Source organism: Enterobacter sp. 148H3 (assembly GCF_034107425.1).
Taxonomy (GTDB): Bacteria; Pseudomonadota; Gammaproteobacteria; order Enterobacterales; family Enterobacteriaceae; genus Enterobacter; species Enterobacter vonholyi.
In genome coordinates, this window is record NZ_JAWNEI010000001.1 from 319,192 (window position 1) to 332,803 (window position 13,612).

General features: G+C 56.2%; 11 protein-coding genes and 1 tRNA gene. 8 read left to right on the plus strand and 4 right to left on the minus strand.

Annotated elements, in window-relative coordinates; translation table 11 throughout:
- Positions 1–35: 35 nt before the first annotated feature.
- The 5 genes from apbE to mgtE all read left to right on the plus strand — a co-directional run bounded on the left by apbE (position 36) and on the right by mgtE (position 6,177).
- Complete coding sequence (apbE, locus tag USH94_RS01450) at positions 36–1,091, plus strand: FAD:protein FMN transferase ApbE (protein WP_111965292.1); 1,056 nt, start codon at positions 36–38, stop codon at positions 1,089–1,091.
- A gap of 72 nt (positions 1,092–1,163) precedes the next feature.
- Positions 1,164–2,222, plus strand: a complete 1,059-nt coding sequence (ada, locus tag USH94_RS01455) for a bifunctional DNA-binding transcriptional regulator/O6-methylguanine-DNA methyltransferase Ada (RefSeq protein ID WP_111965293.1) — start codon at positions 1,164–1,166, stop codon at positions 2,220–2,222.
- On the plus strand, positions 2,222–2,878 hold the full coding sequence (gene alkB, locus USH94_RS01460) for a DNA oxidative demethylase AlkB (protein ID WP_111965294.1): 657 nt from the start codon (positions 2,222–2,224) through the stop codon (positions 2,876–2,878). Before ada ends, alkB begins: the two co-directional genes overlap by 1 nt.
- Before the next feature lie 70 nt (positions 2,879–2,948).
- Positions 2,949–4,592 (plus strand): multidrug ABC transporter permease/ATP-binding protein, encoded by a 1,644-nt coding sequence (locus USH94_RS01465; protein ID WP_111965295.1) that lies wholly within the window; start codon positions 2,949–2,951, stop codon positions 4,590–4,592.
- A gap of 148 nt (positions 4,593–4,740) precedes the next feature.
- Positions 4,741–6,177 carry a magnesium transporter gene (gene mgtE / locus USH94_RS01470; protein WP_069303099.1) on the plus strand — a complete coding sequence of 479 codons (1,437 nt, stop codon included), beginning with the start codon at positions 4,741–4,743 and terminating at the stop codon, positions 6,175–6,177.
- Here the strand turns inward: mgtE and USH94_RS01475 are convergent.
- The gene (locus USH94_RS01475; protein WP_111965296.1) at positions 6,140–7,429 is read right to left on the minus strand and encodes a SulP family inorganic anion transporter; all 1,290 of its coding nucleotides are present in this window, start codon (positions 7,427–7,429) and stop codon (positions 6,140–6,142) included. The two genes, mgtE and USH94_RS01475, sit on opposite strands and share 38 nt — an antisense overlap.
- 187 nt (positions 7,430–7,616) lie before the next feature.
- On the opposite strand from USH94_RS01475, the gene mqo reads away from it, so the two are divergent.
- Positions 7,617–9,266, plus strand: coding sequence for a malate dehydrogenase (quinone) (gene mqo, locus USH94_RS01480; protein ID WP_047652540.1), 1,650 nt, complete (start codon positions 7,617–7,619; stop codon positions 9,264–9,266).
- Between the two features lie 93 nt (positions 9,267–9,359).
- On the opposite strand, the gene eco is transcribed toward mqo, so the two are convergent.
- A complete protein-coding gene (eco, locus tag USH94_RS01485) occupies positions 9,360–9,863 on the minus strand; it encodes a serine protease inhibitor ecotin (protein WP_111965297.1) in 504 nt (167 codons plus the stop codon).
- A 209-nt stretch (positions 9,864–10,072) separates the two neighbouring features.
- Between eco and USH94_RS01490 the strand changes: the two genes are divergently transcribed.
- Positions 10,073–10,333 (plus strand): DUF2534 family protein, encoded by a 261-nt coding sequence (locus USH94_RS01490; RefSeq protein ID WP_010433451.1) that lies wholly within the window; start codon positions 10,073–10,075, stop codon positions 10,331–10,333.
- 137 nt (positions 10,334–10,470) lie between these two features.
- Positions 10,471–11,658, plus strand: coding sequence for an MFS transporter (locus USH94_RS01495; protein WP_111965298.1), 1,188 nt, complete (start codon positions 10,471–10,473; stop codon positions 11,656–11,658).
- A gap of 36 nt (positions 11,659–11,694) precedes the next feature.
- On the opposite strand, the gene USH94_RS01500 is transcribed toward USH94_RS01495, so the two are convergent.
- Both USH94_RS01500 and yejM read right to left on the minus strand, forming a co-directional pair.
- Positions 11,695–11,771, minus strand: a tRNA-Pro gene (locus tag USH94_RS01500).
- Positions 11,772–11,843: 72 nt separating this feature from the next.
- On the minus strand, positions 11,844–13,604 hold the full coding sequence (gene yejM / locus USH94_RS01505; RefSeq protein WP_111965299.1) for an LPS biosynthesis-modulating metalloenzyme YejM: 1,761 nt from the start codon (positions 13,602–13,604) through the stop codon (positions 11,844–11,846).
- Positions 13,605–13,612: the final 8 nt, after the last annotated feature.

Sequence of the window (13,612 nt, forward strand, 5' to 3'; positions counted from 1 at the left end):
GTACTCTTGCCGCCCTGGCATGAGGATAATAATGAATGGACATGACTTTTTTACGCGCCAGCTTTCTGGCTATGCTTTTTTTCCTGACCGCGTGTGACGATCCCGCGCCCGTGGCGAAAACCGATGCACCCGCCGCGACGGTGCTCGAAGGCAAAACGATGGGAACCTTCTGGCGCGTCAGCGTGATGAACCTCGATAAAACTCGCACGGATGAGCTTCGCAGCAAAATTCAGGCGCAGCTGGACGCCGACGATCAGCTGCTCTCAACCTATAAAAATGACTCGGCGCTGATGCGCTTTAATCTCTCCACCAGTACCTCTCTGTGGCCGGTGAGCGAGGCGATGGCCGATATCGTGACTGAATCCATACGCGTGGGTTACAAAACTAACGGGGCGATGGATGTGACCGTCGGCCCTCTGGTGAACCTCTGGGGATTTGGCCCGAATAAACAGCCTGTGAAGACGCCTGAACAGGCGGCCATTGATGACGCCCGCGCCCGAACGGGGCTGCAGCATCTGACGGTGATCAACCAGTACGGGCAGCAGTACCTGCAAAAAGATATTCCCGATCTGTTTGTCGATCTGTCAACGGTCGGGGAAGGCTATGCGGCGGATCATCTTGCTGCACTGATGGCGCAGGAAGGCATTTCCCGTTATCTGGTCTCGGTTGGCGGCGCGTTGGTCAGCCGGGGCATGAACGCCAGCGATAAGCCGTGGCGCGTAGCGATTCAAAAACCAACCGATCGGCAAAATGCCGTGCAGGCGATAGTGGATATCAACGGACATGGCATCAGTACATCCGGAAGCTATCGTAACTATTACGAGCTTGACGGGAAGCGTATTTCACATGTTATCGATCCGCAGACCGGGCGCCCCATCACGCATAATCTGGTCTCAGTGACGGTCATTGCCCCCACCGCGCTGGAAGCGGATGCCTGGGATACCGGGTTAATGGTTCTCGGCCCGGAAAAAGCTAAAGAGGTGGTCCGTCAGGAAGGGCTGGCGGTTTATATGATTGTTAAAGAGGGCGACGGGTTTAAAACCTGGAGCTCGCCGCAGTTCAACAGTTTCCTGGTCAGCGACAAAAATTAAAAAGCAAGGTTGCGGGTTTTTTATCGGTGGCGCTCAGGCACGCTCTATGTATGCTTATACGAGGAGCCGATCATGAAAAACCCAACCTTAATAACCAATGAGGATCGCTGGCAGGCCGTGCTGGCCCGCGATCCGCTCGCTGACGATCAGTTTGTCTTCGCCGTGCAGACGACGGGTATATTCTGCCGTCCGTCATGTCGCGCCCGCCACGCGCTGCGTAAAAATGTCCGTTTTTATCCTGATGCCCGGCATGCCGTTCAGGCAGGGTTTCGCCCGTGCAAGCGCTGCATGCCGGACAAACGCGATCCGCAGGCGCAGAAGCTGGCAAAAGTGGAACATGCCTGCCGGCTTCTGGAGCAGGATCCTGCGTTAACCCTGGAGAAGCTGGCGGAGCAGGTCGCCATGAGTCCTTTCCATTTTCACCGTCTGTTTAAAACCGTGACCGGCATGACGCCAAAAGCCTGGCAGCAGGCTGCGCGGGGTCAGCGTCTGCGCACCGCGCTTGCGCAGGGAGACAAAATTACCGACGCCGTGCTGGCGGCGGGATTTCCCGACAGCAGCAGCTATTATCGTAAAGCCAACGATGCGCTGGGCATGACGGCGAAGCAGTACCGCAAAGGGGATGCGGCAGTGCGTTATGCCATCAGCGACTGCTCGTTAGGACGCTGTCTGGTTGCGGAAAGCGAGCGGGGGATCTGCGCGATCCTGCTGGGTGACAGTGATGAAGAATTAGCCGAAGAGCTTGCCGCGCATTTTCCAAAAGCAGCGCATGCGCCGCTGGAAGAGGATTTCGCACAGCGGGTCAAGCAGGTGATTGCCAGTATCGATCACCGCGATGTACCGCTTGCGCTGCCGCTGGATATTCGTGGAACCGCTTTCCAGCAGCGCGTCTGGCAGGCACTTCGCAACATTCCCTGCGGCGAAACGGCAAGTTACCAGCAGGTGGCGCAGGCGATTGGCCAGCCCAGGGCGGTACGCGCCGTTGCCGGAGCCTGTGCGGCAAACACGCTGGCAATTGTGATCCCCTGTCATCGCGTGGTTCGCAACGACGGCGTGCTGTCGGGCTACCGCTGGGGAACGGCGCGAAAAGCGCTATTACTGAAACGTGAGGCGAAACGCCGGGAGGGATAATGCTCGATCTTTTTGCGGATGCTGAACCCTGGCAGGAGCCGCTTGCGCCGGGGGCGGTTATCCTGCGTCGCTTTGCTCTCTCCCGTGCGGAGGCGTTGCTTGCCGGAATTGAAGAGGTCACAGCGGTTTCACCGTTTCGCCATATGGTGACGCCGGGCGGCTACACCATGTCGGTGGCCATGGCCAACTGCGGCGAACTGGGCTGGGCGACGAACGAGCGGGGCTATCTGTATGCCCCGAACGATCCTGCGACCGGCCAGCCCTGGCCTCCGATGCCTGCGGTTTTTCAGGCGCTTTGCCATGAGGCCGCCGTGGCAGCCGAGTATCCTGACTTTCGGCCGGATGCCTGCCTGATTAACCGCTATGCCGTTGGCGCAAAGCTCTCGCTGCATCAGGATAAGGATGAACCCGATCTGCGCGCGCCTATCGTCTCGGTATCGTTAGGTCTGCCCGCCGTCTTCCAGTTTGGGGGATTACGCCGCAACGATCCGCTCAAACGCATCATGCTGGAACATGGCGATGTGGTGGTGTGGGGCAGGGAATCGCGGCTTTATTATCACGGCATTCAGCCGTTGAAACCCGGCGTCCACCCCCTCACGGGTGAGTACCGCTTTAATCTGACCTTCCGTCAGGCGGGGATGAATAAACTAAAATAAGAATTATTCTTGATGTCCGCGCAGGGCAGTTTACACTGCTGGCTGTTTTTTTAATGTCCGGATTGCCTGCATGCAACTACTTCTCCTCGTCTGGCGTCAGTATCGCTGGCCCTTCATCGCCGTTATGGCGTTAAGCCTTGCCAGCGCCGCGCTGGGTATTGGCCTCATCGCGTTTATTAACGTGCGGTTGATAGAAATGGTCGACACCTCGCTCTCCGTATTGCCGGAGTTTCTTGGCCTTCTGCTGCTGTTGATGGCGGTTACGCTCGGCTCACAGCTGGCGCTGACCACGCTTGGCCACCATTTCGTTTTTCGTTTGCGCAGTGAGTTTATCAAGCGGATCCTGGACACCCAAATAGAGCGCGTTGAGCAGCTCGGCAGCGCCTCCCTGCTGGCGGGGCTGACCAGCGACGTGCGCGCCATTACCATCGCGTTCGTTCGTCTGCCGGAGCTGGTGCAGGGGATCATTCTGACCTTTGGCTCGGCGGCCTATCTCGCCTGGCTCTCCACCAAAATGCTGGCGGTGACTGCACTGTGGATCGCCATCACCATCTGGGGCGGTTTTATGCTGGTGTCACGCGTCTATAAACATATGGCGGTGCTGCGCGAAACCGAAGATAAGCTCTATAACGATTACCAGACGGTACTGGAAGGGCGTAAAGAACTCACCCTGAACCGCGAGCGCGCTGAGTATATCTTTAACAATCTCTATATCCCGGACGCGCGCGAATACCGGCATCACATTATTCGCGCTGATACCTTCCACCTGAGCGCGGTGAACTGGTCAAACATTATGATGCTGGGTGCCATTGGCCTGGTATTCTGGATGGCGAACAGCCTGGGCTGGGCGGACACCAACGTAGCGGCAACATACTCGCTGACGCTGCTGTTTTTGCGCACGCCGCTGCTCTCGGCGGTCGGCGCGTTGCCCACCTTACTGAGTGCGCAGGTGGCCTTTAATAAGCTCAAAAAATTCGATCTCGCGCCGTTCCAGGCAGAATTTCCGCGCCCGCAGGCCTTCCCGAACTGGCAGACGCTCGAGCTACGTAACGTCACGTTCCGCTATCAGGACAGCGCCTTCTCCGTGGGGCCGGTCAACCTGACGATCCGCCGCGGCGAGCTGTTGTTCCTGATTGGCGGCAACGGCAGCGGTAAATCGACGCTGGCTATGCTGCTCACCGGGCTTTATCAGCCGCAGTCGGGCGAGATTTTGCTGGATGGCAGGGCGCTGAGCGCGGAGAAGCCCGAAGATTACCGCAAGCTTTTCTCGGCGGTATTCACCGACGTTTGGCTGTTCGATCGGCTGCTGGGGCCGGATGGGCAGCAGGCTAATCCGGCGCTGGTGGAAAAATGGCTGGCGCAGCTGCAGATGTCGCACAAGCTGGAGTTACAGGACGGGAAGATCCTCAACCTGAAGCTTTCCAAAGGGCAGAAAAAGCGCGTGGCGCTGCTGCTGGCGCTGGCGGAAGAGCGTGACATCATCCTGCTCGACGAGTGGGCAGCGGATCAGGACCCGCATTTCCGCCGCGAATTTTATCAGGTGCTGCTGCCGCTGATGCAGGAGATGGGCAAAACCATTTTCGCCATCAGCCACGACGATCACTACTTCATTCATGCTGACCGCCTGCTGGAGATGCGCGACGGCAGGCTGAGCGAGCTGACCGGTGAAGAGCGCGATGCGGCATCGCGTGACGCGGTGGCGCGTACGGCCTGATGCCCTCACCCAAACCCTCTCCCACAGGGAGAGGGGAGAGATCGTGGCCGTAATGCCGCTTTTTTCTCCATCCCGGCCCGTTGTTTATTCTTATTTACATATCCCCGCGCTATGCTTAACCCCAACTCATTTAATGGATTTATGATTGATGTCGGTATTAAAGAAAAACAGCGCCAGACAGCGTGACCAGGAGCGCGCGCGACTCATCTGGCTCCTCACGACCGATAAAGCGGTCACTTCTACGCTATTAGGCAAACTCACCCTGGCTGAGCAATATGATGTCGGCACCTTGGCCGACGATATTGCTGAGGTAGGTGCGCTGGTTGCTCACTTACCCCCGCCGGATCTGGCGGACACCCTTGAAGCGCTTCCCTCGGAAGAACGTCACGCCCTCTGGCGTCTGGTACAGGATCACGAGCGCGGACAGGTGCTGCTTGAGGCCTCCGAAAACGTCTGGGACGACCTGATTGACGAGATGAGCGACCGGGATATTCTCGACGCTCTGCAAACGCTGGATATCGACGAGCAGATTTACCTCGTTCAGCACCTGCCGCGAAACCTGACCGGTCGCCTGCTGGCGTCACTGCCTGCGGAGGAGCGGGCGCGCGTGCGTCAGGTGATGCACTATGAGAAAAACAGCGTCGGCGCGATCATGGAGTTCGGCGTTATCACGGTGCGACCGGACGTGACGCTCGGTACCGTACAGCGCTATCTGCGTCGCCTGGGCAAAATGCCGGATAACACCGATAAACTGTTTGTCACCTCCCGGGACAAAACCCTGCTCGGCGAGCTGGAGCTGAAAACCATCCTGCTCAACAGCACCCAGCGGAAGGTGAGCGAGGTGATGGAAAACGAGCCGATGGTCTTCTCCCCGGAAGACGATGCGGAGAAAGCGGCGCGAACCTTCGAACGTGACGACCTCGTGAGTGCTGCCGTCGTGGATTCCGTCGGCAAACTGATGGGGCGTCTGACCATCGACGAGATCGTTGACGTGGTCTACGAAGAAACCGATAACGATCTGCGTGCGCTCGGAGGGATCAGCGCAGAAGATGACGTCCATGCCTCCGTCGGCAAGGCGGTGAAAACGCGCTGGGCGTGGCTGGCCATTAACCTGTGTACCGCGTTTATCGCCTCCCGCGTGATTGACGGCTTTGAACACACTATTTCGCAGCTGGTGGCGCTGGCCTCGCTGATGCCGATTGTGGCCGGGATTGGCGGCAACACCGGAAACCAGACCATCACCATGATCGTCCGCGCGCTGGCGCTGGAAAATATTCAGCCCGGCAACTTCGCCTTTCTGATCTTCAGAGAGATGGGGGTGGCGTTGATCAACGGCCTGGTATGGGGCGGCATTATGGGCGGCATCACCTGGTGGCTGTATGACGATATGGCGTTAGGCGGAGTGATGATGCTGGCGATGGTGCTGAATTTGCTGGTGGCATCGATGATGGGCGTCATTATCCCGTTGACCATGACCAAACTGGGGCGCGACCCCGCGGTGGGGTCGAGCGTGATGATCACCGCCATCACCGATACCGGCGGTTTCTTTATTTTTCTTGGACTGGCGACGATTTTTCTTCTTTAAGCCGACGCTTAATGCGGGCGGGGAGGAGTGCCATGACGATAATTCCGCCCAGCACGCCAATTGCCAGATTGCCGGTTGATACCGTGGCGGCAACGGTGACCAGCATGACGACCGTTTCCGCTATCGGGGCCGTTTTCAGCGTGGTGGGCTGAAGGCTGTGCCAGCTGAAGGTTTTGACGGCGACGATCGCCATAATGCCCGCCAGCACCGCCATCGGGATGTTGGCCATCACCTCGCTGAGCGCCGTCACCAGGATCAGCAGCACGATGCCCGCAGCGAAGGTTGAAATGCGGCTTCGGCCTTTCCCCATCTCCACGTTAACGATGGTTTGTCCTATCATCGCGCAGCCTGCAATACCACCGTAAAATCCGGCCAGAATATTGCCGACGCCTAATCCAATGCTTTCGCGGCGTTTACTTGACGGTGTCGCGGTCAGTTCATCCACCAGCTTTGCCGTGAGCAGGGACTCCAGCAGGCCGACAAAGGCGATGCTCAACGCGCACGGCCAGATAATGCTCAGCGTCTGTAAATTGAGGGGGACCAGAAGTTCACTAAGTCCCGGCAAACTGCCGCTCATTGAGCCTTCATCGCCCACGGTCGGCAGGCTTTGCACGGTTGAAACGGTAAACAAGGTTAACAGCACAATCGCAATCAGCGGGGAAGGGATGCTTTTGATATATCGCGGCACCCAGAGCACGATCAGCAGCGTCAGCACGAACAGGCCCACAATCAGCGGGCTTCGGCTCCAGAAATGCGGCACCTGAGCTAAGAAGATCAAAATGCCCAGGGCGTTAACAAACCCGGTCATGACCGACTGGGGAATAAAGCGCATCAGCCTTGCCATGCCCAGCACGCCAAACAGAATCTGAATCACGCCAGCCATGAGCACGGCGGGAAGAATGTACTGCACGCCGTGCTGATACACCATCGGGCCAATGACCAGCGCCACGGAACCGGCCGCTGCCGTGACCATCGCCGGACGACCACCGAGTACGGACAGGGCGAGACACAGCACTACGGAAGCGATCAGGCTGACCTTCGGGTCAACGCCCGCGACCACCGAAAACGAGATGACTTCGGGGATCAGAGCCAGGGCGGTAATCACGCCTGCCAGCGTTTCGCGCGTCAGCTTCTTAGGGGAACGCAGCACGTTGGCTACGCGCTCTTCGGGGGATACAGCAGAATGGGGTAAGGACATAACAGTTCGCTGGTTAGGGCAGGCTTCCGTGCGCGCGATCACAAAACGCAACATACTAGCCAGTAAAACCGCGCTTTACCAGACGCATCGCTAATTCCTCACAAACAATCCATCATTAAATTTCACAATTACAATAATTTCGTAACCTTTAAACAATATTTAAAAGTTGTTACCGTGCCACCGCAGCTTTTTTCACCTGCAATTTCCACGCATCAAGCACTTTTACACTAAGGCATAAATTATGAAAAAAATGACTGCCATGCTCTTTTCTCTGGCCGTGGGGCTTAACACCGTCTCCATGGCGGCGAAAGCTGACGCACCAAAAGAGCAGGAAACGGACGTCCTTTTAATCGGTGGCGGGATCATGAGCGCCACGCTGGGAACCTATCTGCAAGAACTGCAGCCGGACTGGTCTATGACCATGGTCGAGCGCCTTGATGGCGTGGCGCAGGAGAGTTCGAACGGCTGGAATAACGCCGGTACCGGCCATTCGGCACTCATGGAACTGAACTATACGCCGCAGAAAAAGGACGGTTCCATTAGTATCGAGAAGGCAGTAGAAATCAACGAAGCATTCCAGGTTTCTCGCCAGTTCTGGTCTCATCAGGTCAACAGCGGCGTGCTGCACGACCCGCACTCCTTCATCAACACCGTGCCGCACATGAGCTTTGTGTGGGGCGAGCAGAACGTCAACTTCCTGCGCGCGCGCTACGCCGCTCTGCAGCAGAGCACGCTGTTCCGCGGGATGAAATACTCTGAAGACCACGCGCAGATTAAAGAGTGGGCTCCGCTGGTCATGGAAGGCCGTGACCCGAACCAGAAAGTGGCGGCGACCCGAACCGAAATTGGTACTGACGTTAACTACGGTGAAATTACCCGTCAGCTGGTGACGTCTCTGAAGAAAAAAGAGAACTTCAATCTGCAGCTCAGCACCGAAGTGCGCGGTTTCAAGCGCAACGCGGATAATAGCTGGAGCGTGACCGTTGCCGATCTGAAAAACAATGAAGCTGAACACGTCATCAAGGCGAAGTTTGTCTTCATCGGTGCGGGCGGCGCGGCGCTGAAGCTGCTGCAGGAGTCCGGTATTCCGGAAGCTGACGACTACGCGGGCTTCCCGGTCGGCGGTCAGTTCCTGGTGTCCGATAACCCGGAAGTGGTGAATCGTCATCTGGCAAAAGTGTACGGTCAGGCTTCCGTGGGCGCGCCGCCAATGTCCGTTCCGCACATTGACACCCGTATGCTTGACGGCAAACGCGTGGTGCTGTTTGGACCGTTCGCGACCTTCTCCACTAAATTCCTGAAAAACGGCTCCCTGTGGGATCTGCTGAGCGCAACCACCACCTCTAACGTCAAGCCGATGATGGACGTGGGTCTGGATAACTTCGATCTGGTGAAATACCTGATTAGCCAGGTGATGCTCTCTGACGACGACCGTTTCGAAGCGCTGAAAGAGTACTATCCTCAGGCGAAGAAAGAAGACTGGCGTCTGTGGCAGGCGGGTCAGCGCGTTCAGATCATCAAGCGCGATCCGAAAGAGGGTGGCGTGCTGCGTCTGGGTACCGAAGTGGTGAGCGATAAGGATGGCACAATCGCCGCGCTGCTGGGCGCGTCACCGGGTGCGTCTACCGCTGCGCCAATCATGCTGCACCTGATGGAAAAAGTGTTTAAAGATAAAGTCGCCAGTCCGGAATGGCAGGCGAAGCTGAAAACCATTATTCCATCCTACGGCACGAAGCTGAACGGTAACGTGGACGCGACGGAGCAGGAGCTGGAATACACCAGCCGCGTACTGCAGCTGCAGTACATCAAACCGCAGGCTGCGGATGCTGCGCCGAAAGCGGAGCTGAAGCCTCAGCCGGAAAACAAACCGGTTGCGGATATCGCGCTGTAAGGTAAAAAAGCCGGGTGGCGCTGACGCCTACCCGGCCTATGTTCGGTGTTGTTTTGTAGGTCGGGTAAGGCGAAGCCGCCACCCGACTTAATTTCAACGTACGACAGCCTGCTCAATCTTCTCTTCAGCCTTCCACACGCGATACTTCACTTCCACGTTTTCAGGCGTATAAACCACGATCGGCAACTTGCTGTTGTAGCGCAGCAGGCTATTGTCGCCCAGATACGCTGTCACAAATTTCTTCTCTTTCTTGCCGTCCGGGCAGGCCATCATGGTGGAGACCGGAGAGGTCACTTTATCAAAGACGTAGTAGTCATAACCCCAGCCTTCCAGCGTTTTGCTTTCCAGCTGACCGCCCAGACGATGCTGGTTGCAATCCACTTCCAGCGTCTTGCCAATCAACAGCTCCACTTTGAAATTCGCTTCATCCTGCTGTGCCGGTAGCTGGATCACCTGACGCTTCATCCCTTTATCCGCTTTCGGGTACGGGGCGACTTTTTCCAGCGGCTGCTCTTTAGATGTTTCGCTGGCGAAAGCACTGGTGCTGACACACGCGGCGGCGATGAGTGCGATGGCAAATTTAGGTGCGTTTTTCATTGTCATTCCTTTATGTCAAAACGATCCTGCACAGGTTAACATATCAGTCATGAATGACTGGTGTTATTTACTTACATTTTCAATATGAATAGCGTAATAAACCACGTGCAAGTCATTTGATTAGATGTTTGTGCTGTCGTAGAGTCTGGCAGGGGTTTGTGTTATTTTAGACCCCCTATAATGTTATTCATCTGTAAAAGGGAAGAGAGATGGTTCGTGCAAAACTGAAAACGCCTGAAGGCCGCAAGTTCCTCCTGGCGCTGCTGGTCGTGTTTATGATTGCTGCCGCGTGCGTGGGGCGGGCCACCATTGTAGGCGTTATCGAACAGTACAACATTCCTCTCTCTGCCTGGACAACCAGCATGTATGTCCTTCAGTCGGCGATGATCTTTGTCTACAGCCTGGTGTTCACCGTTCTGCTGGCTATCCCGCTGGGCATTTTCTTCCTGGGCGGACGTGATAAACACTAGACGCCGATTTGCGATATCGAAGCCATCCTGCGGGGTGGCTTTTTTATGGTCTCATCTCACTCTCCTCAGGTTTTTTTAATCCGGGATATCCTATCCTGTAAGCATTCAGGCAACTGTTTTTAAAGCAGGAGCGGTAGATGCGTTCCAGATTTCCAGTGCTCAGTCAGATCCCCAAAGGCGTCTGGGTTGTGGGGGGAGTCAGTATGTTGATGGATATCTCGTCGGAGAGTATTCACAGCCTGCTGCCACTTTTTATGATGACCACCCTCGGTACGAGCGTGCTGTTTATCGGTCTGATTGAAGGGCTGGCGGAGGCTACTGCGCTTTTTATTAAGGTCTTTTCGGGGGCAATAAGCGACTATCTTGGCCAGCGCAAGGGGTTGGCCTTGTTAGGATATGGCCTGGGGGCGCTAAGCAAACCCCTTTTCGCTTTAGCTTCCTCTTCCGGGATGGTTTTAGGCGCACGTCTGATGGACCGTACGGGGAAGGGAATTCGGGGCGCACCGCGGGATGCTTTGGTTGCAGACGTTACGCCGCAGGAAATGCGTGGTGCGGCATATGGCCTGCGTCAGTCAATGGATACTACAGGGGCATTTCTTGGTCCATTACTGGCTGTAAGCTTAATGCTATTGCTCGATAATGACTTTCGCACAGTTTTCTGGATAGCCCTTATCCCCGGTCTGCTTTCAGTCGCTTTGCTCTATTTTGGTCTTCAGGAGCCGAAAACGCCCCTCGAACATAAACGTACTAATCCCATTAAACGAGAGAATTTAAGGCGGCTGGGTAAAGCGTGCTGGTGGGTTATTGGCCTTGGTGCAGTGTTCACGCTTGCCCGGTTTAGCGAGGCTTTTCTCGTACTTCGTGCGCAGCAGTCGGGCGTTCCTCTGGCCCTTATTCCGCTGGTGATGGTGGTCATGAACGTACTCTATTCCCTTTCGGCTTATCCTTTTGGCAAACTTTCTGATGGTATGAGCCATACCCGACTTCTGCAGTGGGGGCTGATGGTGTTGATTGCCGCAGATGTTGTTCTGGCACTGAGTAGCCAATGGTTTGGAGTCCTTCTGGGCGTCGCGTTTTGGGGAGTACATATGGGTATGACCCAGGGATTACTGGCGGCAATGATCGCTAAAACCGCACCGCCCGATCTGCGCGGCACTGCTTTCGGTATTTTTAGTCTGGTCAGCGGCGTGGGATTATTAATCGCCAGCGTGGGAGCCGGCGCGATATGGGAAACGTTTGGCGCGGAATATACGTTTTATGCCGGAGCGGTGATTTGTCTGGCTACGCTGGTGTATCTGCGCAAAACCCCGGACGAGGCGAAATAAAAAAACCAGCCATCAGGCTGGTTTTCAGTATGTTTTTGGTCGGCACGAGAGGATTTGAACCTCCGACCCCCGACACCCCATGACGGTGCGCTACCAGGCTGCGCTACGTGCCGACGCATAAAAAGAATACTACTCGATTCCGTTTTGAATGCAAGGGAATCTGTCGCTAACTGGTTTATTATTAATCAGTTAGCGATGAAGCGCTTCTCATCCGTCAGGACCTGCAACAGCAGGCTCAGCTGCGGTTTCTGGTCTTTCAACCGTTCACCCTGCAGATTATACGTCTGATAATTCCCGTTACTGTTCAGCACCAGCGTCAGCTTCGGTGTGGTCACCACCAGCGTGTCATTCCCGGCAGCCGTGACCCAGTTATGGCGGCGCGCAGCGCTGAAGAGATCCTGTCCCTGCGAATACTCGTTCGCTGGCGTGCTGACATGCAGCAGGCGTTGCATCAGGGTAGTCATCACATCTTTATGCTCGGTAAGCATATTGATGCGCTGCGCCGGGGTGCCAGGCCAGTGGATCACCAGCGGAACCTGCAGGTTCGGGCGTGACCAGCTCATGCTCTTCGTCTCGTCACCTAACGGGACGCCATGGCCTGCGGTCACGATCACCACGGTGTTATCCAGCTTGCCGGACTCACGTAGCGCGTCAAGCACGCGGCCAATCTGCGCATCAACATCACCCGCCGCGCGGCCATAGCGGCGCGCGAAATCATTCTTATTGCTGTTAGCAAGCGTTGTGCCGTTAAAGGCAACCCATGAGAACCAGCGGTTATCTTCCTGCGCGTAGCGCTGAAGCCAGTTTATCCATTGGCCGGCGGTCTGCGCATCGGACTGATTTTGTGCCGCTGGCAGTGAGAAATCGGACAGTAGTGCCTGGCGGTAGAGCGGGCTGTTAAAGCCATCGGATGAGAATAACCCTAACTGATAGCCCTGCTGATTCAGCCCGGTGATCAGCGCCGCAGGCGTGCGGGTAGAGAGTACGCCGTCCATGTATCCGGCTGAAATGCCATAGAAGAGGCCAAAGATGCCCGCGTCGGTTGTGTTACCGGAGCTCATATGCTGAGTAAACGAGACGTTTTGCCTCGCAAAATCGGCCAGCACAGGCATCTGCTTCTCGTAACGGGAATAGTTCAGGCCATCAACGGTGATCAGCAGGACGTTTTGCCCGCGCCCCATATCGCGATAGCGTAGATCGCTCAGAGGATACTGCACGCTGACGGCTTCCGGATTACCCTGCTCGATAAGACGGCGCTGGTACTCCTGAGCGTCAAGCAGGCCGTGTTTCTCGAGGAAACGACGGGCCGTCATCGGGTACGAGAGCGGCAGGTTCGCGCGCTGCATGGTAATAGGGCGATAGAAGTTCGCATCCGCCCAGATATACATGATGTGCGAACTGATAAAGGAGACGAAAAAGAGCGCGGCGACGGGCTTCGCGTAATGGCGTCGCCGGGTCAGGCTGCGGAGCTTTTGCCAGCTCCACGTCGCAAACAGCATCTCAATCAACAGGATCACCGGGACGCTGATAAACATCAGCTGCCAGTCACGGGCCGTTTCGTTCTGGTCGGGGTTAATCACCAGTTCCCAGACGATGGGGTTAAGATGCAGGTGGAAGCGGGTGAACACTTCACTGTCGATAAGCAGCAGCGTCATCCCCACCGTCGCGAGGATGGCGGATAAGAACCGCATCAGACGCTGCGACATGACGATAAACGTCAGGGGGAACAGGATCAGCAGATAGGTGGCGAAAACCAAAAAGCTAAAGTGACCGACAACGCTTATCCAGGAGTAGACACGCCCGGTTAGCGTTGTTGGCCAGTCTGCGACAAACAGATAACGACAGCCAATGACCGTCGCCAACAGAATGTTGAACAGGGCAAACCAGTGCCCCCAGCTGACCATCTGGGAGACTTTTTCACGGTAGCGCTGACGATTCGTCACCATAAACTGTT